The sequence below is a fragment of the Vibrio sp. 2-2(8) genome (assembly GCF_963888495.1).
Classification (GTDB): Bacteria; Pseudomonadota; Gammaproteobacteria; order Enterobacterales; family Vibrionaceae; genus Vibrio; species Vibrio anguillarum.
Map to the genome: position 1 here is coordinate 558,190 of NZ_CAWPJM010000011.1, position 21,870 is coordinate 580,059.

The following is a 21,870-nucleotide window of genomic DNA, read 5'->3' on the forward strand; positions in this document are numbered from 1 at the left end:
AAATCCCATTGCAACATGATTTTTCACCAACAACTTGACCTTTTGCACCATAAGCTATAGGTTGTGAAGTCAGTGAAAATTAAAATAATCATTTTTGTTAAAATTTAAATTGAGAATGAACGCATAATTACCCACTTAAAACAACAAAAATAGAATAGTTAGTCATTTACTGTCTGGATGACAGAGAAGCAAAGGGAGAATTGCAATGGCTCTATATGATCCAAGTTTAGAGAAAGACAACTGTGGATTTGGTTTGATCGCCCACATGGAAGGCCAAACCAGCCATAAATTAGTCAGAACCGCGATTTCAGCATTAGATCGCATGACCCACCGTGGCGGCATCGCAGCCGATGGTAAAACCGGTGATGGCTGTGGTCTATTACTACAAAAACCAGATAGTTACCTACGACTCATCGCTGAAGAAAAAGGCTGGAAGCTCGCCAAACAGTATGCGATTGGTATGATTTTCTTCAGCCAAGATCCGGTCAAAGCGCAATCAGCGCGCGATATTATCAACAAAGAACTGGCGCAAGAAACACTCACAGTGACAGGCTGGCGAACCGTACCAACAAACCAAGCTGTACTTGGCCCTATTGCTGCCGAATCCGTGCCTGATATTCAACAAGTCTTTATTAGTGCTCCAGCGGGTTGGCGTGAACGAGACATTGAACGACGCCTTTACATTGCTCGCCGTCGCATTGAAAAACAGATCACCGAAGATCGTGATTTCTATATTTGCTCACTATCGACTCAAGTCATTGTTTACAAAGGCTTGTGCATGCCTGCAGACCTACCGCGCTTTTATCTTGACCTAGCTGATCTACGGATGGAATCAGCCATTTGCTTGTTCCACCAGCGCTTTTCAACCAATACTCAGCCACGTTGGCCACTGGCACAGCCGTTCCGCTACTTAGCGCACAATGGTGAAATCAATACTATCGAAGGGAACCGTCAATGGGCGCGAGCACGGGCTTACAAATTTGCCTCTCCCCTACTACCGGATCTGCAAACCGCCGCGCCATTTGTCAATGAAACAGGTTCCGATTCATCAAGCTTAGACAACATGCTCGATCTGTTTTTAGCGGGGGGAATGGATATTTTCCGTGCCATGCGTATGTTAGTGCCGCCGGCGTGGCAAAATCACCCTGATATGGACCCAGACCTTCGTGCCTTTTACGACTTTAACTCAAAACACATGGAGCCGTGGGATGGCCCGGCTGGCATTGTGTTATCGGATGGCCGTTATGCTGCCTGTAACCTTGATCGCAATGGCCTTCGCCCTGCGCGTTATGTGATCACCAAAGATAAACTCATCACCCTCGCCTCTGAAGTCGGAATTTGGGATTACGCGCCCGATGAAGTGGCTGAAAAAGGCCGCGTTGGGCCCGGTGAACTGCTGGTGATCGACACCCGCCATGGGAAATTGTGGCAATCTAGTGAAATTGATAACGATCTCAAAAGCCGCCACCCTTATGGCGAGTGGATGAAAAATAACGTCCACCGATTAACGCCATTTTCTGAACTCAGTGACGACTTGGTGGGCGAGCGCAGCTTTGACAATGACGAGCTGAAAACCTATCAAAAACAGTTTGCAATGAGCAACGAAGAGATTGATCAAGTACTGCGCGTACTGGGAGATGTAGGCCAAGAAGCGGTGGGATCAATGGGTGATGATACGCCGATGGCGGTGCTCTCTTCGAAAGAGCGCTTGGTTACCGATTATTTCCGCCAAAAATTTGCCCAAGTTACGAACCCGCCTATCGATCCACTACGTGAAAAGCACGTGATGTCACTGGCCACCAGCATCGGCCAAGAGATGAACGTGTTCTGTGAAACCGATGGTCACGCTTATCGTGTTACCTTTGATTCACCTATCTTGCTCTATTCCGACATGCAACAGCTATTGGAGCTCAGCGACAAACACTATCGCAATACCATTTTAGACATCAATTACGATCCACAGCATAAGGATCTCAAGCAAGCTTTGCTCGAACTTTGCCAACAAGCAGAGGAGGCCGTACGCCAAGGATCGGTATTGATCGTACTATCTGACCGCGCTTTGCATAAGGATAAACTGCCGATCCCAGCGGCAATGGCCGTGGGCGCAGTACACACTCGCTTAGTCGAAGCCAATTTACGCTGCGATGCAAACATCATTATCGAAACCGCCACCGCACGTGACCCTCATCAATTTGCAGTCTTAATCGGCTTTGGCGCAACAGCCGTCTACCCTTACTTGGCCTACGAAACGCTCGGCAAAATGATTGATGATGGCACGTTGGAAAAAAGCTATCGCGAGGTGATGCAAAACTACCGGTACGGTATCGACAAAGGTTTATTGAAAATCATGTCGAAAATGGGCATTTCAACCGTTGCCTCTTATCGCTGCTCGCAGCTGTTTGAAGCGGTTGGCCTACATAGCGACGTAGTTCAGTTGTGTTTTAAAGGCGTCACCACGCGTATTCAAGGTGCTAACTTCGAAGACTTCCAACAAGATCTATTTAATTTAGCGCGCAAAGCGTGGACCAAACGTAAAACACTCGAACAAGGTGGCTTATTAAAATACGTGCATGGTGGTGAATACCATGCCTATAACCCAGATGTGGTTGGTACCTTACAAGCCGCAGTTAAATCAGGTGAAAGCGCCGATTACCAAAGCTTTGCCCAGCAGGTCAACGCACGCCCCGTTGCGATGCTACGCGATTTACTGCGCTTAAAAAAATCAGCGATACCGCTAGCACTGGAAAAAATCGAACCCAGTACGGAGCTATTTAAACGTTTTGATTCTGCGGCGATGTCGATTGGCGCCTTAAGCCCAGAAGCTCATGAAGCGTTAGCGACCGCAATGAACCGCTTAGGTGGCTACTCCAACTCTGGTGAAGGTGGAGAAGATCCACGCCGTTTTGGCACTGAACGTAACTCCCGTATTAAGCAGGTCGCATCAGGGCGTTTTGGCGTGACTCCGCATTACCTCACCAATGCTGACGTACTGCAAATTAAAGTGGCGCAAGGAGCGAAGCCAGGTGAAGGTGGCCAACTTCCCGGCCATAAAGTGACCGCAGAAATTGCCAAGTTGCGCTATTCAGTACAAGGCGTAACCTTAATTTCGCCACCGCCGCACCACGATATTTATTCGATTGAAGATTTAGCCCAGCTGATTTTCGATCTCAAACAAGTTAACCCAAAAGCTTTGGTTTCGGTCAAATTGGTTTCAGAGCCGGGCGTTGGTACCATTGCCACTGGCGTTGCCAAAGCCTACGCCGATCTTATCACTATTTCTGGTTATGACGGCGGTACAGCGGCTAGCCCACTCACCTCGGTAAAATACGCTGGTAGCCCTTGGGAACTCGGCCTTGCTGAAACCCAACAAGCGTTAGTCGCAAACGGCCTGCGCCACAAAATTCGACTTCAAGTTGACGGTGGTCTAAAAACAGGACTGGACGTGATTAAAGGAGCGATTTTAGGTGCCGAAAGCTTCGGTTTTGGCACAGCTCCTATGGTCGCGATGGGCTGTAAATTCTTACGGATTTGCCACCTTAATAACTGTGCGACGGGCGTAGCAACGCAAGATGAAACGCTGCGTAAAGAGTATTTCAAAGGCTTACCTGAGATGGTGATGAACTATTTCATCGGTCTTGCCGACGAAGTCCGTGGTTACTTGGCGCAGTTGGGCGTTGAAAAGCTCACCGATCTGATTGGCCGCACCGATTTACTAGAAGTACTTGAAGGGATGACCGCCAAGCAAAGCAAATTGGACTTATCCGGTTTATTGGAAGCGCCAGTATCCGCTCAGGGTCATCCGCTTTACTGGACTCAACCCAATACACCGTTTGATAAAGGACAACTTAACCAACAATTTGTCGATGACGCTTTAGCGGCAGTTGAAGCACAACAATCGATCAGCTTGTATTACAACGTACAAAATACTGACCGCTCGCTCGGTGCTCGCCTATCTGGTGAAATCGCCAAACGTTATGGTAACCAAGGCGTAGCCGCCTCGCCGATTAAAATTTATCTCGATGGCACAGCAGGTCAGTCATTTGGTGTATGGAACGCGGGTGGTGTTGAGCTTTACCTTACTGGCGATGCCAATGACTATGTTGGTAAAGGGATGGCAGGCGGAAAGCTGGTCATCAAACCCCACCTTGGTACCGCTTTTAACTGCAACGACGCTACGATCATCGGCAACACCTGTTTATATGGCGCAACGGGCGGCAAGCTGTTTGCGGCAGGCAAAGCGGGAGAGCGTTTTGGTGTGCGTAACTCTGGCACTATCACAGTTATCGAAGGCGCTGGTGATAACGCTTGCGAATACATGACAGGCGGAATCGTCGCCATTTTGGGCGCAACAGGCGTTAACTTTGGCGCGGGTATGACGGGCGGCTTTGCTTACGTCATGGATGAAAACGGTGATTTCCAAGGTCGAGTCAACAGTGAATCAGTAGAGGCTATTTCATTGCAAGATCTCTACATTCACCAAGAACATTTACGTGGTTTAATTGCCGAGCATTTGGAAGAGACGGGGTCGGTGCATGCTGAACAGATCTTAGCGAACTTTGATGAATGGATTCCAAAGTTCTATCTCATCAAACCCCAAGCGGCGGATCTGCAAACCCTACTCGGCCATCAAAGCCGCAGTGCCGCCGAACTTCGCGTTCAAGCGCAATAATTGGAAGGAGCCAGATTAATGAGCCAGAACGTATACCAATTTATTGATGTGAATCGAGTTGATCCGGCAAAAAAGCCGCTCACTATTCGCAAAATCGAGTTCGTCGAAATTTACGAACCCTTTACTAAACAGCAAGCGACTGCTCAAGCGGATCGCTGCTTAGATTGCGGCAACCCTTACTGCGAATGGAAATGCCCAGTGCACAACTACATTCCGCAATGGCTAAAACTGGCCAATGAAGGGCGCATTATTGAAGCCGCTGAACTATCGCACCAAACCAACAGCTTGCCCGAAGTCTGTGGGCGAGTCTGCCCACAAGATCGCCTCTGTGAAGGCTCTTGTACCCTAAACAATGACTTTGGTGCGGTCACCATAGGTAACATCGAAAAATACATTAACGACAAAGCGTTTGAGATGGGCTGGAAACCAGACATGTCACACGTGGAGTGGACGGATAAGAAAGTGGCGATCATTGGTGCAGGCCCAGCTGGCCTAGCCGCAGCCGATATTTTAGTGCGCAACGGAGTAAAGCCCGTGGTGTTTGATCGCTATCCTGAAATTGGTGGTTTGCTAACCTTTGGTATTCCCTCTTTCAAACTTGAAAAAGGCGTAATGGAAAACCGCCGCCGCATTTTCAGTGAGATGGGAGTCGAATTTCAGCTCAACATCGAAGTAGGTAAAGACATCACACTGCAAACGCTGCTTAATGAATATGATGCCGTTTTTCTCGGTGTCGGGACTTACCAAAACATGCGCGCAGGGCTAGAAAATGAAGAAGCAAACGGTGTTTACGATGCTCTACCCTTCTTAGTGTCAAATACTTATAAAGTGATGGGTTTGGAATCACCCCAACCATTTATTGATATGGCGGGCAAAAAAGTCGTGGTACTTGGAGGCGGAGACACTGCGATGGATTGCGTGCGTACTTCCATTCGCCAACATGCCGCCAAAGTGATTTGTGCCTACCGACGCGATGAAGAGAACATGCCGGGTTCGCGCCGAGAAGTGAAAAATGCCAAAGAAGAAGGCGTAGAATTTATGTTCAACCTGCAACCGCTCGCCATTGAGGTCAATGAACAAGGCCAAGTGAGTGGCGTTAAAGTGGTGCAAACCGCTTTAGGGGAGCCTGACGCCGCTGGGCGTCGCAAGCCCGAGCCCGTTGCGGGTAGCGAACATGTGTTGGCAGCCGATGCCGTTATTATGGCGTTTGGTTTTCAGCCACATGCCATGCCATGGCTTGAGCCATTCGGTGTTGAACTTGATCAATGGGGACGCATTAAGGCCGCGTCGCAGCAATCGTTCCAGTACCAAACCAGTAATGAAAAAATTTTTGCTGGTGGGGATGCCGTACGCGGCTCCGATCTGGTCGTCACGGCCATTGACGAAGGGCGCAAAGCCGCAGAAGGAATACTTGACTACTTAGGCCTTTAAGCCTTAACTGCTTAATATCCTTGAAGGATTCATGGTAACGTGAATCCTTTTTTCTTAGGCCATTTTCCTTCAGCCATCGACACTGCAGCTCGTTTGTATTTTGGCGATTGGTAATGAGGATTCATTTGATAAGGACTATCATGCGCGTAGTACTAAGTTTACTGATGTTTGCCACACTAACCGCTTGCAGCCAAGGAGTGACAACTATGACCGATCGCACTGCGACCCCTTGCGGAAATAAACCGAATTGCGTTTCGACTCAAGATGAGCGTAACGCGTTCTCGCTCTCTCCCTTTATCCTCAAAACAGGCGTCTCTTTAGATAAAATTGAAGCGGTTGCGCTTTCTATTCCTCGCTCTAAAACGGCGGTGAAAGAGGACAATTATCTCCGCATTGAATGCACCAGTCGTATTTGGCGATTTGTGGATGATCTTGAACTTAAGATAGAGAACGGGCGTTTAATCGTACGATCTGAATCGCGCATTGGTTATTCAGATATGGGCGTCAATCGTAAGCGAGCAGAAACACTGCGAGAAAACCTCACCAAAGCAGGCTTGATTGAATAGTTGCTCAATATCGCACTGGCGGAAAGTTTCGTGCTAAACTTCGGCCAATTTTGCTATACCCAAACAACTTGGAGTTGCAGGTAGGCGACAAGTGAGTGAGTCCCCATGAGCATAGGCAAACTATGTGATTGGGGTGAGCGAACGTAGCCAACACCGCTGCGGCCTCAAGTAGGAAGGGCATATTCACCAGATATTTACTATTAAACGAATATTTACTACTAACCGAATAAGAGAAACCTCATGAAAATCGGCATTATTGGCGCGATGGAGCAAGAAGTCGCGATATTAAAAAACGCAATCGACAATGTTCAAGAAGTCAGCAAAGCGGGCTGCACCTATTTTTCAGGTCAAATCCATGGGGTGGATGTGGTGCTGCTACAATCTGGCATTGGTAAAGTCGCCGCAGCCATTGGCACCACTATTTTACTTAATGAATACCAACCAGATGTAGTGATTAACACCGGTTCTGCAGGTGGTTTTGATTCAAGCTTAACCATGGGTGATGTAGTCATTTCAAGCGAAGTTCGTCACCATGATGCCGATGTAACAGCATTTGGCTATGAAATGGGGCAAATGGCAGGTCAACCAGCCGCTTTCAAAGCGGATGATGCATTGATCCGCGTTGCAGAACAAGCACTCACACACATCAAAGATAAGCACGCGGTACGCGGCCTGATTTGTACCGGGGATGCTTTCGTTTGTACCGCTGAGCGTCAAAGCTTTATTCGCCAACACTTCCCAACCGTGATTGCCGTTGAGATGGAAGCTTCAGCAATTGCACAAACTTGCCACCAATTCAAAGTGCCTTTTGTGGTCGTTCGCGCCATTTCAGATGTAGCCGATAAAGCGTCGCCGATGTCCTTTGATGAATTTTTACCGCTTGCCGCACAAAGCTCATCAGAAATGGTGATTAAGATGGTCGAACTGCTTAAGTAAGCAGTGACAGACTCAACATGGACGAGTTAATCACCTACTTGTATGCCAACGGTACGCTCCTCGTTATGTGGGGAGCGGTTGCCTTTCATCTTATTTTACCCATCCCGCGTAACGCTCATCCCGTCACTTTGTGGCGAAAATTTGCGGAAATATTAGCGGATAAAGTCAATACCAGTAGCAGTTATTCACAAAGCCTACTTTCCGGCACACTGGCTTGGCTATTGATGTGCCTACCCGCATGGGTCACCTTAGTCGCGTTAAAACCTTTGGTATGGCAACCTCAACTATTTGATTTAGCGCTACTATTACTCGCATTTGATTGGCGTAGCCAAGAATTATTAGCCAATCAGCTTATCGGCGCACTCAGCAAAGAAGACAAAAAATACGCTCGCAGCGTGCTTGCCCCTTTTGTGAATCGTGAAACCGATAGCTTGTCTGCGCTGGGGTTAGGTAAGGCGGGGGCTGAAACCGTCATTGTTGGCTATGGGCGCAACGTGATTGCAGTGCTATTTTGGTACGCCTGTTTTGGCGGTATTGGCGCGTTGATGTACCGTCTCATCGCTGAACTCGCCAGAGCTTGGGCGCCTTCGCGAGCGGCGTTTCATCCTTTTGGTATTCCATCGGTACGCTTGCTGGCTGTGCTTGACTTTGTGCCACTGCGCCTATTTAGCTTATTGATTATCATTGGTCGCAACGCATCAAACACCTTCTCAGCCATGTTACAACAAAGCCGCTTATGGCCACTCCCGGGGCCTGCATGGTTGTTAACCGCCGTCGGCAATAAACTATCACTGGCCTTAGGTGGCCCAGCTATCTACGGTGATAAAAAAGCCCTGCGCGTAAAAATAGGCGGACGTATCGCCCCATCAGCCTTCCACCTTGCGCAAATCCAAAAACTGTTAGCTTGGCGTATTTTCGCGTGGATAGCATTAGAGAGCGTGATACTGCTGCTCGTCCATCAAGGATTTTAGATGCGTTTACTGTTTCTCAATGTTGTCATCACGCTGTGCGTGGCTTTTCCAGTTCAAGCGCAAGTTAAACGCATCATTAGCTTAGCGCCTCACGCCACGGAATTGGCCTTTTCGGCTGGCCTTGGTGATAAATTGGTGGCCGTCAGCGAGTACAGTGACTACCCAGCACAAGCACTCAAACTCGAAAAAGTGGCCAATTACCAAGGGTTGAATATAGAGCGCATTCTTACCCTAAAACCGGATTTAGTGATTGCTTGGCCTGCGGGCAATCCGGCGAAGGAGCTCGATAAATTAAAGCAGTTAGGGCTGAGGATTTATACGACAAAAACTCAAAAACTCGATGACATTGCCAATAATATTGAAGCACTTAGCCAATTTGCCGATGATCCGAGTATCGGCCAGCAAGCGGCGCGTGATTTTCGTCAATCACTCATCACTCTGAAACAGAGTTATGGCAGCCAAAGTAAAGTTCGTTATTTCTATCAACTCAGTGAAAAACCGATCATCACACTGGCCAAAGGCAGTTGGCCCAGTGAGGTCTTTGAATTTTGTGGCGGCGAAAATATTTTTGCCAACAGCGCATCCCCCTACCCTCAAGTTGGGATTGAGCAAGTGCTGCTGGCTAAACCTGATGTAATTTTCACCTCTGAACATGCGATAAAAAATGGCACGATGTGGCAAAAGTGGCAACAGCAACTACCCGCTGTAAAAAACGGGTTTGTGTGGGCACTGACCTCAGATTGGTTAAATAGACCAACGCCCAGAACACTGCAAGCGATAGAAGAAGTGTGTGAGTACTTTTCCGTCGTTCGCCAAAAACGCTAACGCTTGCGTAATAAAATCTCGTACAATTCCTGCCCGAATTTTGTTCCATTAACGACTAAAGAGAACCCAGTAACATGGACTCCATGCTGCTCTATCTTATTGACTTATTTGGTACGGCTATCTTTGCCATTTCTGGCGTATTATTAGCTGGTCGATTAAAAATGGACCCGTTTGGCGTGGTCGTGCTTGCGAGCGTTACTGCAATTGGCGGTGGAACAATTCGTGATATGGCATTGGGTGCGACGCCAGTTTTCTGGATAAAAGACACCACTTACCTTTGGGTCATTTTCATCACTTGTTTACTCACCATGCTGCTGGTTCGCAGGCCTAAACGCGTTGCTTGGTGGATCTTACCCGTTTGTGATGCAATCGGTTTAGCGGTGTTTGTTGGCATTGGTGTTGAAAAGGCGATGAACTATCAAGACTCGGCCATGGTTGCGGTAATCATGGGCGTTATTACTGGCTGTGGCGGCGGTATTATTCGTGATGTACTGGCCCGTGAGATTCCAATGGTGCTACGCAGCGAAGTCTATGCTACAGCTTGTATCATCGGCGGTCTGTTTCATACCACAGCACTGGCGATGGACTACGATAGCTCAAGCGCCTTTCTGGCCGGAGTCGCCTCAACCTTGATCATTCGACTTGGCGCGATCCGCTGGCACTTATCACTGCCCACTTTTGCACTGAATAAATAAAGCCGATCTCATCAAAACCACAAACAGTAACATGTACAGACGCTATGGGTTATGGTCGCTTTGCGATAAGATGAGCTAATCTATTCCTCATCGTCATTAATTATGTTGCTAGAAGGTATCGAAACTTTGCTGGTGCTGAGCAAAGAAAAAACCATGGGGCGTACGGGCAGCCTACTCTACATTAGCCAGTCCGCCGTTAGTAAGCGGATTGCTAATTTAGAAAAAAGGGTCGGTAAAAAGCTGATTGAGCCTGATGGCCGACAGATTAAATTAACCACAGATGCACAGGCCTTGGTTGAAACTATTGGCCCAAGCTTTAGTGAGTTATGCGGTTTAATTTTCGATCAGCAATCTTTTACGGATGCAACACTGATCAGGATAGACTGCTCAGAAACGTTAGTCGCTGGCTATATTAATACCACCATGGGGCAGTACCTCAAGCACGATAAGTTCATCACCATCACCACGAACCATACGCCGAGGATTGTTCAGCACGTTCAATCAGGCAAAGCGACATTAGGATTTTGCGCAGGCTACTTACCCGCTAATCATGGGCTAATGACGTTTCATCTGGTAGATGAACCCTTTTACATTGTCAGCCAAACACCCTTATCTTCGTTACCTAAACAGCTCGTTACCAATGATTTATCCAACCCAGCGAACGCCTATCAAGTCGATATATTGGCGAAACTCGCCATCACGCCACAGATGGAAATGGACTCGTATACGGCCGCAGCACAATTGGCATTAGGAGGCATGACGCCTGCTTTAGTACCACTTTCAGTGATTAAAGCGCTGAACATTGAACCTCGCTATTACTTTGATTTTGATGAACTGCAACCTTTGGTTCGGCCTGTTCATCTCTGTCTGCGCAGCAATAGTTATCGCTCGCCAAGGGTCAAAAGATTGATAACAACCATTGCTGATGCTGTTGCCAAAGAAGTTTTATTGCCATCAACATCGACATCACAATAACTAATGGGCGGATCCATTTCTGCCCTTTAGTCACCACTATCTTTGCGCCCATTCTCGCCCCTAAAAAACCACCAACGGCCATCACCAGCCCTATCTTCCAAATCGGCAAGCCAGCAATAACAAAAAAAAGCAGCGCAGCAATGTTTGAAGTGAAGTTGAGAACCTTGGTTCTTGCAGTCGCTTCAATCAACGAAAAATGACCTAACACGACAAAACAGACCGTAAAAATAGACCCGGTGCCCGGACCGAAAAAACCATCATAAAAACCGATACCAAAACCGACCGTAAAAGCAAAAGCCGTTTCAGACAATGGAGCAGGCCCATTGTGGGTTTTCGTCGCGGGTGCAAGTAGAAAATAGAGTGAAATACCGATCAGCAACAGCGGGATTAAGCTGGTCAACAAACTGGCATCCATATGCTGCACAAGTTCAGCCCCACACGCAGCGCCGATAAAAGTACAAGCTATCGCCAACTTCATCTCTTTTAGGTTCACAATGCCATTGCGTACAAAATACCAAGTGGCGGAGAAACTGCCAAATGAGCTTTGCAGCTTATTGGTAGCCAGCGCTTGAGTCGGTGGCACGCCTACTGCCAGCAAAGCCGGCAAAGTAAGCAAACCGCCACCGCCAGCCATCGCATCAATGAACCCTGCAATCCCTGCAACCAAAAACAACAGGCCTAATACTTCCAGTGAAAGTTCCATTTCTTATCAACGCATTGAACAATAAAAACCAACAATAGCACCACTTAAAAGGTGAAAACAGCGAAAGCCAAGACAACAACCCATTCCCATTTTTCATCAATTAAAAAGCTATCCTCTAAGCCAAATCTCTTCTTCATTGGTAAAACGATTCAATTCGGCCGAATAAAAAAAGCCCGCTTAATTCAGCGGGCAATGAGGTTGTCATGTAGGTCTTAGACCTACTGATTTATTATTTTTTAACGCTTATGCTAAGTGTGCTTTCACTTGCGCGTGTAACTCTTGCACTGACGTAACTGATGACTTCGCATCGGCCGTATGAGACATACAGGTTGCAAAGGCAGCATTCAGTGTTGTGGTGTAGTTGACTTTTTGTGCTAATGCTCCACGACGAAGAACTTTAGAATCTTCAATCGCTTGACGCCCCTCGGCTGTATTAATGATGTAGGTGTATTCATTATTCTTAATACGGTCAAGAATATGAGGGCGACCTTCATGCACTTTATTCACCAAACGTGGGTTAATACCGGCTTCACCTAAAATTACAGCTGTACCGTGGGTAGCATCAAGCTGATAACCTAATTTCACCAGTTTCGACGCTAAATCAACCACACGCTGTTTATCACCTTCACGTACAGAGAGCAGAGCTCGGCCGCCTTCAGGATAAACATTACCGCAACCTAATTCCGCTTTTGCATAAGCTTCAGCAAACGTTGCACCCACACCCATCACTTCACCCGTTGAACGCATTTCAGGGCCAAGCAGTGGGTCAACACCAGGGAATTTATTAAATGGCAGAACCACTTCTTTCACTGAGTAGTAAGGAGGAATGATCTCTTTAGTAAAGCCTTGTGACTCTAGAGACTGCCCTGCCATCACGCGCGCGGCAATTTTGGCAAGCGGTGCGCCCGTTGCTTTTGACACAAACGGTACAGTACGAGCGGCACGAGGGTTAACTTCAATCAGGTAAACTTGATTATCTTTAACCGCAAACTGCGTGTTCATCAAACCACGAACGCCTAATTCAAACGCCAGCTTCTCAACTTGTTCACGCATCACATCTTGGATTTCTTGGCTTAACGTGTAAGCCGGTAGAGAGCATGCTGAGTCACCAGAGTGAACACCCGCTTGTTCAATGTGCTCCATGATGCCGCCAATGACGACACGCTCACCATCACAAATCGCATCGATATCGACTTCAATTGCATCATCAAGGAAGCGATCAAGCAGTACTGGGGATTCGTTAGACACACTGACCGCTTCGTTAAAATAACGACGCAGATCTTGTTCGTCATAGACGATTTCCATCGCGCGGCCACCAAGAACGTAAGACGGGCGTACCACCAGCGGGAAGCCGATGTCTTTCGATTTTTCAATCGCCTGTTCCATTGTGGTCACTGTTGCGTTTTCTGGCTGCAGCAGACCTAAACGATCAACCGCTTGTTGGAAACGCTCACGATCTTCGGCGCGGTCAATCGCATCTGGGCTAGTACCAATGATAGGCACTCCAGCAGCTTCAAGTGCACGAGCCAATTTCAGTGGTGTTTGACCACCGTATTGCACGATGACGCCTTTAGGTTTTTCAACACGAACAATCGCCAATACATCTTCGAGTGTCACTGGTTCAAAATAGAGGCGATCGGAAGTGTCATAGTCTGTTGAAACCGTTTCAGGGTTACAGTTAACCATGATGGTTTCATAACCATCTTCGCGTAGCGCGAGTGAGGCATGAACACAACAGTAATCAAACTCGATACCTTGACCAATACGGTTTGGACCACCGCCGAGCACCATGATTTTGTCTCTATCGGTCGGTTGTGCTTCACATTCGTCATCATAAGAGGAGTACATGTAAGCCGTATCAGACGAAAACTCCGCCGCACAAGTATCGACACGCTTGTAAACCGGATGAATATTATATTGGTCACGCATACGACGAATTTCACTTTCAGCCACGCCAAGCAGTGAAGAGAGACGCGCATCCGCAAAACCTTTGCGCTTCATCTTGCGTAGAACATCCGCATTTAAGCCAGCAAAACCGCCCGCTTTGACTTCTTGTTCCATTTTGACCAGTTCTTCGATTTGTACCAAGAACCAGCGATCAACGTTAGTCAGGTTGAAGACCCCATCCACAGACAAACCAGCGCGGAAAGCATCTGCGATATACCAAATACGCTCAGCACCCGCTTCTTTCAGCTCATGGCGAATTTTAGTCAGTGCATCTGGTGCGTCTAAATCAACCATTTCATCTAGGCCGTTTACGCCAATTTCCAGCCCACGCAGTGCTTTTTGCAGCGATTCTTGTTGGTTACGACCAATCGCCATCACTTCGCCCACCGACTTCATTTGCGTGGTTAAGCGATCGTTAGCACCGGCAAATTTTTCGAAGTTAAAGCGAGGGATTTTCGTCACAACATAATCAATAGTTGGCTCAAACGACGCTGGGGTTGCACCACCAGTAATGTCGTTCATTAACTCATCAAGTGTGAAACCTACCGCCAATTTGGCTGCAACTTTGGCAATAGGGAAGCCCGTCGCTTTCGATGCAAGAGCCGAAGAGCGAGAAACACGTGGGTTCATCTCGATGATCACCATGCGGCCATCTTTCGGGTTGATACCAAACTGTACGTTCGAACCCCCCGTTTCCACACCGATTTCACGCAGTACGGCTAGCGATGCGTTACGCATGATCTGATATTCTTTGTCAGTTAGCGTTTGCGCAGGAGCTACCGTGATCGAGTCCCCCGTGTGAATACCCATTGGGTCAAAGTTTTCAATCGCACAGACTATGATGCAGTTGTCCGCTTTATCGCGAACCACTTCCATTTCGTACTCTTTCCAACCGATGAGTGATTCATCAATCAACAACTCGTTGGTTGGCGAAAGATCAAGGCCACGGCGGCAAATCTCTTCAAACTCTTCTTTGTTGTAAGCGATACCGCCGCCGGTTCCACCCATAGTAAATGAAGGGCGAATAATGCAAGGGAAACCCACCATCTCTTGAACGCGGTAAGCTTCTTCCATAGTTTTTGCCGTATCAGCGCGAGGACAAGCTAAGCCGATTGACTTCATCGCTTTATCAAAGCGAGAACGATCTTCCGCTTTATCAATCGCATCAGCCGTTGCGCCAATCATCTCAACGCCAAACTCAGCCAGAACACCATGCTTTTCCAGTTCAAGTGCACAGTTCAATGCAGTTTGGCCACCCATGGTCGGTAATACCGCGTCTGGGCGCTCTTTTTCGATGATTTTACGCACGACTTCCCAATGGATAGGCTCAATATAAGTCGCATCGGCCATCTCTGGGTCAGTCATGATAGTGGCAGGGTTCGAGTTAACCAAAATCACTCGGTAACCCTCTTCACGCAGGGCTTTACATGCTTGAGCGCCAGAGTAGTCAAACTCACAAGCCTGACCGATTACAATTGGGCCAGCACCTAGAATTAGAATACTTTTAATGTCAGTACGTTTTGGCATTGTCTACTACTCCGAATTACGCTGTGTGCTTTTTAATTAGTTCAATAAAATGGTCAAACAAAGGGGCGGCATCGTGCGGGCCAGGACTCGCTTCAGGGTGTCCCTGAAAGCTAAAGGCTGGTTTATCGGTGCGGTGAATTCCTTGTAGTGAACCATCAAATAGCGATTTGTGCGTTGCACGAAGTGTGACAGGCAGCGTTGCTTCATCAGCAGCAAAACCGTGGTTTTGTGCCGTAATCATCACCACATTACGATCCAAATCTTTCACTGGATGGTTCGCGCCATGGTGGCCAAATTTCATTTTTACTGTTTTCGCACCAGACGCCAATGCCAAAATTTGGTGTCCTAAACAGATACCAAAAATAGGCAGCCCTTTCTCCATGAACACTTTGGTTGCTTCAATCGCATAAGTACATGGTTCTGGGTCACCAGGGCCATTTGATAAAAAGACACCATCAGGTTTCAGCGCTAGAACTTCTTCAGCCGAGGTTTGTGCTGGTACCACAGTTAGGCGGCATCCTCGGTCAACCAACATACGGAGGATATTGCGCTTTGCACCGAAATCGTAGGCAACAACGTGATAGGGCAACTCGCTGTCATCTTTCGCTTCAGGAAGTCCACCTTCGAGCGTCCACGAACCTTGTTTCCATTGGTACGCTTCTTTTGTTGTAACTTCTTTCGCAAGATCCATTCCTTTTAAACCGGGGAACTCTTTGGCTTTTACCAACGCCAATGCTTCATCTAAATGGTCACCTGCCATAATGCAGCCATTCTGAGCTCCTTTTTCACGCAAAATGCGCGTTAGCTTGCGCGTGTCGATATCGGCAATGCCCACAATATTTTGTGATTTAAGGTAGTCAGAAAGGGAAAGTTCATTACGGAAGTTAGAAGCGATAAGAGGGAGATCGCGAATCACAAGGCCTTGTGCATGGATAGAAGAGGATTCTTCGTCTTCGGAATTGGTTCCGGTATTGCCTATGTGGGGGTAAGTAAGAGTAACGATTTGTTGAGAATAGGAAGGATCAGTGAGGATTTCTTGGTACCCCGTCATCGAGGTATTAAAGACGACTTCACCAACGGATATTCCATCAGCGCCAATGGATACACCGTGGAACACCGTCCCATCTTCTAGGACTAACAGTGCTGACTTACTCAAGACAACCTCCAGAATAAAAATGCAAAAAATATAAATTAAACTGCAAACTTGTCTTCCTTAAGGCCATTGAGACGCGCCATAGGGTGATTTAGACAAATTGGCGGTATTCTAATGACCACCATGATTACTGTCAACATTTCATAATAAATTAAGGCAACATTTAAAGCGTTAGAGATAAAAAGCGAACCTAAGACAGTAAAAAAATAGGTTTGATGAGTAAAAAAATGAGAATGGAGGAATTAGAATCAGCAAACTGAAACTCTTTGATGCATTTTAAACAATCAACGATAAACAAAATCACGCAAACGTTAATCAAGCAGAGAATAAGTGCAATTTCAGAGATCTAAAACAAAAAGAAAGCAATACCCACCTAAAACACAACAAAAGTAAGTCAGTAAAGTAAAAATAAAGAGAGATAATTAAATCGGTAAAAAGAGGTGTAACAAAGATGCGCCAGCAAACACTGACGCATAATTATGTAATCAAAGATCGTTCAAACCTAACACGTCAGTCATGCTATAAAAACCCGCAGGTTTATCAGCAAGCCAAACCGCCGCTCTCACTGCACCATTGGCAAAAGTCATACGATCCGTCGCTTTATGGGTGATTTCTACACGTTCACCGATATCAGCGAACATCGCGGTATGCTCACCCACGATATCGCCAGCACGAATCGTAGCAAAACCAATCTCATTTTTAGTACGTTCTCCGGTAATACCTTCTCGCGCATAGACGGCAACGTCACTCAGTTGGTTACCCATAGCATTAGCTATCGCCTCTCCCATGCCAATTGCGGTTCCTGACGGAGCATCCACTTTATGACGATGGTGGGCTTCAATTATCTCAATATCACAGTAATCACCCATCACTTTAGCCGCTTTTTCAAGCAATTTGAAAACAAGGTTAACCCCAACGCTGTAGTTAGGAGCCATGACAATCGCAATCTGTTGTGCGGCAGCATTGATTTGTGCTCTTTCTGCTTCAGAAAAGCCCGTTGTGCCAATCACTAGCTTCTTACCGTGTTTTTTACATAACTCAATATTGGCTAAGGTGCTCACAGGAGCTGTAAAATCAATGATGACATCGAAGTTATCTACGGCATTCTCTAGGTTATCTACCAACGCGATATCAAATCGCCCTTCACCGCATAACTCACCGATATCAACACCAACCAACGAGGACTCAGGACGCTCTGAGCCCGCACCCACTCGAGCATGGTTATTTTGATAAGTGGCTTTCACCAAATTGCGGCCCATTCGACCCGCCGCTCCTGCAATCGCAATTCTCACCATTGCGTTATTCTCCATTGTGACGACATCAGCTTAAGCTTGCATCGTTTCTCTTCGTTCAAGGTGTTTCTGTAAACTATCAACATTTGCTTGTGGTGGCTAGCGACTTAGGCAAACTCTTTCATGACGCGCTCGACGATGGGCGCATTGGCTTCAGGAAATGAATAGTTTGCCAACTCAGAAACCGCTACCCATTCTCCTTGCTGCCCTTCTTTACCATACGGCTGATGATCAAATTGTGTCACGCAAATAAAATCAAAAGTTAAGGACTTGTCTGAATAGTCAAACTCAAGGTATTGGTAAGGAGATTGCTCAGTAATATGAATACCAATCTCTTCATCTAGCTCGCGGAAAATGGCTTGTTCAATCGTTTCTCCCGCTTCAACTTTGCCGCCAGGGAACTCCCAAAAACCGCCTTTGTGAAGATGATCTGGTCGTTTGGTAATGTAAATTTCTGATTTATCGCTATTGAAGATAATAGCCGCAACAATATGAACACGTTTCATAAAGACTCCGATTCGCCGACTTCCCAACCTAGAAAAGAAAGATGAGAAATATTGAGTTAAAAAAAGAGTCGCCTAAGCGACTCTTGGGGTGATCATTCAAGGGATTAGTTGATCTGTCCGTGGCACTGTTTGTACTTTTTACCGCTACCACAAGGGCAAGGCTCATTACGACCAACTTTGCGCTCTTCACGAACCATAGGCTGGTGTCCTTGATCTTCTGAAGCTTCATCTGCAACCGAACTATCGGCACTTTGGTGCTGGAACTGTTGGCGACGCGCGGCTTCTTCCGCTTGCGCTTGACGCTGTGCTTCCATACGTTCAACTTCTTCTTGCTGTTGTACGCGCACCTTCGACAAGATAGTAATCACATCGGTTTTTAAAGAATTCAGTAGTTCTTCAAACAGCTCAAATGACTCACGCTTGTACTCTTGTTTTGGGTTTTTCTGCGCGTAGCCACGTAGGTGGATGCCTTGGCGCAAATGATCCATCGCCGCTAGATGCTCTTTCCACAAGGTATCCAGAGTTTGTAGCATGACCGATTTTTCAAAATTACGCAGAACAGAAGCCCCAACTGCTTTCTCTTTTTCACGATACACACTAACCGCTTGTTCAAGAATACGTTCGCGCAGCGCTTCTTCGTACAATTTATCATCAGCATCTAGCCATTGCTGTAATGGCAGCTCTAAATCAAAATCGTTTTTCAAACGATCTTCCAATCCTTTAACATCCCACATATCCTCAAGTGATTGTGGCGGAATGTATTCGTCAATAACGGAAGTCAGAACATCTTGACGATTCTGCTCAATCATTTCGCTGATATCGTCTGCTTCCATGAGCTCATCACGCAGCTCATAAACTACTTTACGTTGATCGTTAGCAACATCATCGTATTCAAGAAGCTGTTTACGAATATCAAAGTTACGTCCTTCGACTTTACGTTGTGCTTTTTCAATCGAGCGAGAAAGCATCTTACTTTCGATCGCTTCACCTTCATCCATACCACTTTGGATAAGGCTTGCCATACGATCTGAGGTGAAGATACGCAGCAGTGAATCTTCCATCGATAGATAGAAACGTGAAGAACCCGCATCCCCTTGACGACCAGAACGACCACGTAACTGGTTATCGATACGACGAGATTCGTGGCGTTCAGTACCAATAATGTGCAGACCACCAGCGGCTAACACTTGGTTATGAACCTCTTTCCACTTCGCTTTGATCTCATCGATCTGCTCTTGTGTTGGATTCTCTAGCTGCTCAATTTGTGCCTGCCAGCTGCCGCCCAATACAATATCAGTACCACGACCAGCCATGTTAGTCGCAATCGTCACCGCGCCCGGAATACCCGCTTGCGCTACAATTTCTGCTTCTTTTTCATGGAATTTCGCGTTAAGCACGTTATGTTTCACTTTAGCTTGCTTCAACGCATTAGAAAGTAGTTCAGATTTCTCAATCGAAACCGTACCGACTAGGGTTGGTTGACCTTTTGCAACACGCGCTTTGATGTCTTCAATGATCGCCGCAAATTTTTCAGCTTCAGTGCGATACACCACATCAGGCATATCATCACGAACCATAGGTTTATTGGTTGGGATCACCACGGTTTCCAAACCGTAAATCGATTGGAATTCGAACGCTTCGGTATCGGCAGTGCCCGTCATACCAGAAAGTTTTTCGTATAAACGGAAATAGTTTTGGAAGGTGATCGACGCAAGAGTCTGGTTCTCGTTTTGGATTTTAACACCTTCTTTCGCCTCGACAGCTTGGTGTAAACCTTCAGACCAACGACGACCTGGCATGGTGCGGCCAGTGTGCTCATCAACGATGACCACTTCGCCCTCTTCTGTCACGATGTAATCAACGTTTTTCTCAAATAACACATGCGCACGCAATGCGGCATTGACGTGGTGAAGTAAGCTAATGTTCGTGGGTGAATAAAGAGTATCGCCCTCTTCCATCAAACCATTTTTCACCATTAACTCTTCAACAAATTCTTGACCCGTTTCAGTCAAATGGACTTGTTTTGATTTTTCGTCAACCGTGTAGTGACCATCACCACGATACTCTTCAGAATCTTCTTTATCTTGCTTTTGCAGAAGTGGAATGAGGGTATTAATGCGGATGTACAACTCAGAACTATCTTCTGCAGGACCTGAGATGATCAACGGCGTTCGCGCTTCATCAATAAGAATCGAGTCCACTTCATCGACTACAGCAAAGAAACGTTCACGCTGTACACGGTCTTCTTTGCGGAAAGCCATGTTGTCGCGTAAGTAATCGAAACCAAACTCGTTATTGGTCCCGTAAAGAATATCGGCTTGATAAGAAAGTTTTTTCTCTTGTGGTGGCATATTGGGTACGTTAATACCGACCGTCATGCCTAAAAACTCAAACAGTGGGCGGTTTGTTTCTGCGTCACGTTTAGCAAGATAATCGTTGACAGTAACAATGTGCACGCCTTTGCCAGGCAAGGCATTGAGATACGCAGGCAAAGTCGCGGTTAACGTTTTACCTTCACCAGTGCGCATTTCTGCGATTTGACCCGCATTGAGAACCATACCGCCGATCAACTGTACGTCGAAGTGACGCATACCATATACGCGCTTGGACGCTTCACGCACGGTGGCAAATGCTTCAGGAAGTAATTGGTCTAAGGTTTCACCTTGCTCTAAACGTTGACGAAACTCAACCGTTTTGGCTTTTAATTCTTCATCAGTTAGTGCTTCAAAAGTAGGCTCGTAGCTGTTGATCTCTTTGACAATTTTTTTAAGGCGGCGCAGCGTTCTGTCATTGCGACTGCCAATAACCTTTGTCAGTAGCTTAGTTATCATGTGTCAGGAATCTCTCTTTATTAGATCGTTTTCGATCTACTCTTAATGCCGTCAGTCTCTACCAGTTTTGAACTAAGGATACTGAGATAAATCATGTATCACAGATATTGTGACGGTGAGGTTTATTTTCAAGGTATTAAATAATTATGTAACGCATAGTGTAAGGAATTTTTGCGGCAACAACCAATAGCAAAACTATTTGTTTGAAGCACACTTAATATTTTTACGCTTTTTGAGCACTGTTTAAGCAATAAAATGGATTTATTACTATACGCATCATAGGCACCACAATAGAATTGAATGGCAACTTAAGAGGGAGACACCATGCGCGATCACCGTCCCACGTTAACGAAAGAGCTGATCAGCGATTCATCTCTGAAAAAAATACAGCAACATGCCACCGAGATCCTCGCTTTAAATAAAGTGCTCAATAAGTTGCTTCCTAAAGGTACGGCCGATCATGTCCGAGCCGCTAATGTGCGCGGTGGTCACTTAATCGTTGAAGTGGCCAGTGCATCAATAAAAATGAAGCTTGATTATGACCGATTACACATTTTGAATCAGTTACGCAACCAAGGATTTGCCAAATTGATCAGCATTGAGCTCAAGATAAACCCAGCGCTCTATCGTAATCGTGGTATGAAAGAAGAAAAAGAAACGGTCGCTCGCCCACCACTATCTGAAAATACGGCCCAGGCATTACTGATGGTGGCGAGTAGCGCTTCCCCTAAAGTCAAAAAACGTTTGGAAAATTTAGCGAAATTGGCTAGGCCCAAATAAGCGTCATCAATGAATTAGTACAAATAAAAAGGCCAGACAGTTGTCTGGCCTTTTTATTTAAAA

General features: G+C 46.5%; 15 protein-coding genes. 9 read left to right on the top strand and 6 right to left on the bottom strand.

All coding sequences use genetic code 11. The features are described from left to right. Positions 1-205: 205 nt before the first annotated feature. The 8 genes from gltB to AACV12_RS05435 all read left to right on the top strand — a co-directional run bounded on the left by gltB (position 206) and on the right by AACV12_RS05435 (position 11,068). Positions 206-4,669 (top strand): glutamate synthase large subunit, encoded by a 4,464-nt coding sequence (gene gltB / locus AACV12_RS05400; RefSeq protein ID WP_170900018.1) that lies wholly within the window; start codon positions 206-208, stop codon positions 4,667-4,669. A gap of 18 nt (positions 4,670-4,687) precedes the next feature. Beyond that, positions 4,688-6,100, top strand: coding sequence for an FAD-dependent oxidoreductase (locus AACV12_RS05405; RefSeq protein ID WP_026027954.1), 1,413 nt, complete (start codon positions 4,688-4,690; stop codon positions 6,098-6,100). 140 nt (positions 6,101-6,240) lie between these two features. Then, a complete protein-coding gene (locus tag AACV12_RS05410) occupies positions 6,241-6,666 on the top strand; it encodes a DUF1499 domain-containing protein (protein ID WP_081244961.1) in 426 nt (141 codons plus the stop codon). Between the two features lie 240 nt (positions 6,667-6,906). Beyond that, entirely contained in the window at positions 6,907-7,602 is a 696-nt protein-coding gene (gene mtnN, locus AACV12_RS05415) for a 5'-methylthioadenosine/S-adenosylhomocysteine nucleosidase (RefSeq protein ID WP_088732830.1), read from the top strand. 17 nt (positions 7,603-7,619) lie between these two features. Continuing rightward, positions 7,620-8,573 carry a cobalamin biosynthesis family protein gene (locus AACV12_RS05420; RefSeq protein WP_013856097.1) on the top strand — a complete coding sequence of 318 codons (954 nt, stop codon included), beginning with the start codon at positions 7,620-7,622 and terminating at the stop codon, positions 8,571-8,573. After that, positions 8,574-9,398, top strand: coding sequence for a vitamin B12 ABC transporter substrate-binding protein BtuF (btuF, locus tag AACV12_RS05425; RefSeq protein WP_170900019.1), 825 nt, complete (start codon positions 8,574-8,576; stop codon positions 9,396-9,398). It abuts the gene before it with no gap. Between the two features lie 74 nt (positions 9,399-9,472). Then, positions 9,473-10,093 carry a TRIC cation channel family protein gene (locus AACV12_RS05430; protein WP_017046526.1) on the top strand — a complete coding sequence of 207 codons (621 nt, stop codon included), beginning with the start codon at positions 9,473-9,475 and terminating at the stop codon, positions 10,091-10,093. A gap of 102 nt (positions 10,094-10,195) precedes the next feature. Next, a complete protein-coding gene (locus AACV12_RS05435; protein WP_017047463.1) occupies positions 10,196-11,068 on the top strand; it encodes a LysR family transcriptional regulator in 873 nt (290 codons plus the stop codon). Here the strand turns inward: AACV12_RS05435 and AACV12_RS05440 are convergent. From AACV12_RS05440 to secA, 6 genes are all read right to left on the bottom strand, one after another. Beyond that, positions 10,992-11,771 carry a TSUP family transporter gene (locus tag AACV12_RS05440; RefSeq protein WP_017047462.1) on the bottom strand — a complete coding sequence of 260 codons (780 nt, stop codon included), beginning with the start codon at positions 11,769-11,771 and terminating at the stop codon, positions 10,992-10,994. The two genes, AACV12_RS05435 and AACV12_RS05440, sit on opposite strands and share 77 nt — an antisense overlap. A 243-nt stretch (positions 11,772-12,014) precedes the next feature. Next, entirely contained in the window at positions 12,015-15,245 is a 3,231-nt protein-coding gene (gene carB / locus AACV12_RS05445; protein WP_017046523.1) for a carbamoyl-phosphate synthase large subunit, read from the bottom strand. 16 nt (positions 15,246-15,261) lie between these two features. Continuing rightward, positions 15,262-16,401 carry a glutamine-hydrolyzing carbamoyl-phosphate synthase small subunit gene (carA, locus tag AACV12_RS05450; protein ID WP_170900020.1) on the bottom strand — a complete coding sequence of 380 codons (1,140 nt, stop codon included), beginning with the start codon at positions 16,399-16,401 and terminating at the stop codon, positions 15,262-15,264. Positions 16,402-16,883: 482 nt separating this feature from the next. After that, positions 16,884-17,693, bottom strand: a complete 810-nt coding sequence (gene dapB / locus AACV12_RS05455) for a 4-hydroxy-tetrahydrodipicolinate reductase (RefSeq protein ID WP_026027267.1) — start codon at positions 17,691-17,693, stop codon at positions 16,884-16,886. Between the two features lie 104 nt (positions 17,694-17,797). Next, positions 17,798-18,196, bottom strand: coding sequence for an 8-oxo-dGTP diphosphatase MutT (gene mutT, locus AACV12_RS05460; protein WP_026027953.1), 399 nt, complete (start codon positions 18,194-18,196; stop codon positions 17,798-17,800). A gap of 104 nt (positions 18,197-18,300) precedes the next feature. Beyond that, positions 18,301-21,027 (bottom strand): preprotein translocase subunit SecA, encoded by a 2,727-nt coding sequence (secA, locus tag AACV12_RS05465; RefSeq protein WP_013856087.1) that lies wholly within the window; start codon positions 21,025-21,027, stop codon positions 18,301-18,303. Positions 21,028-21,351: 324 nt separating this feature from the next. Here secA and AACV12_RS05470 point away from each other — a divergent pair, with 324 nt between their 5' ends. Then, positions 21,352-21,807 (top strand): DUF721 domain-containing protein, encoded by a 456-nt coding sequence (locus tag AACV12_RS05470; RefSeq protein WP_017046518.1) that lies wholly within the window; start codon positions 21,352-21,354, stop codon positions 21,805-21,807. Positions 21,808-21,870: the final 63 nt, after the last annotated feature.

What these genes read in the sequence shown, in the direction of transcription:
- AACV12_RS05440 (WP_017047462.1), bottom strand. Translation starts at nt 11,771, where the DNA reads ATGGAACTTTCACTGGAAGTATTAGGCCTGTTGTTTTTGGTTGCAGGG.
- carB (WP_017046523.1), bottom strand. Translation starts at nt 15,245, where the DNA reads ATGCCAAAACGTACTGACATTAAAAGTATTCTAATTCTAGGTGCTGGC.
- gltB (WP_170900018.1), top strand. Translation starts at nt 206, where the DNA reads ATGGCTCTATATGATCCAAGTTTAGAGAAAGACAACTGTGGATTTGGT.
- dapB (WP_026027267.1), bottom strand. Translation starts at nt 17,693, where the DNA reads ATGGTGAGAATTGCGATTGCAGGAGCGGCGGGTCGAATGGGCCGCAAT.
- mutT (WP_026027953.1), bottom strand. Translation starts at nt 18,196, where the DNA reads ATGAAACGTGTTCATATTGTTGCGGCTATTATCTTCAATAGCGATAAA.
- AACV12_RS05430 (WP_017046526.1), top strand. Translation starts at nt 9,473, where the DNA reads ATGGACTCCATGCTGCTCTATCTTATTGACTTATTTGGTACGGCTATC.
- mtnN (WP_088732830.1), top strand. Translation starts at nt 6,907, where the DNA reads ATGAAAATCGGCATTATTGGCGCGATGGAGCAAGAAGTCGCGATATTA.
- btuF (WP_170900019.1), top strand. Translation starts at nt 8,574, where the DNA reads ATGCGTTTACTGTTTCTCAATGTTGTCATCACGCTGTGCGTGGCTTTT.
- AACV12_RS05435 (WP_017047463.1), top strand. Translation starts at nt 10,196, where the DNA reads ATGTTGCTAGAAGGTATCGAAACTTTGCTGGTGCTGAGCAAAGAAAAA.
- secA (WP_013856087.1), bottom strand. Translation starts at nt 21,027, where the DNA reads ATGATAACTAAGCTACTGACAAAGGTTATTGGCAGTCGCAATGACAGA.
- AACV12_RS05405 (WP_026027954.1), top strand. Translation starts at nt 4,688, where the DNA reads ATGAGCCAGAACGTATACCAATTTATTGATGTGAATCGAGTTGATCCG.
- AACV12_RS05420 (WP_013856097.1), top strand. Translation starts at nt 7,620, where the DNA reads ATGGACGAGTTAATCACCTACTTGTATGCCAACGGTACGCTCCTCGTT.
- AACV12_RS05470 (WP_017046518.1), top strand. Translation starts at nt 21,352, where the DNA reads ATGCGCGATCACCGTCCCACGTTAACGAAAGAGCTGATCAGCGATTCA.
- AACV12_RS05410 (WP_081244961.1), top strand. Translation starts at nt 6,241, where the DNA reads ATGCGCGTAGTACTAAGTTTACTGATGTTTGCCACACTAACCGCTTGC.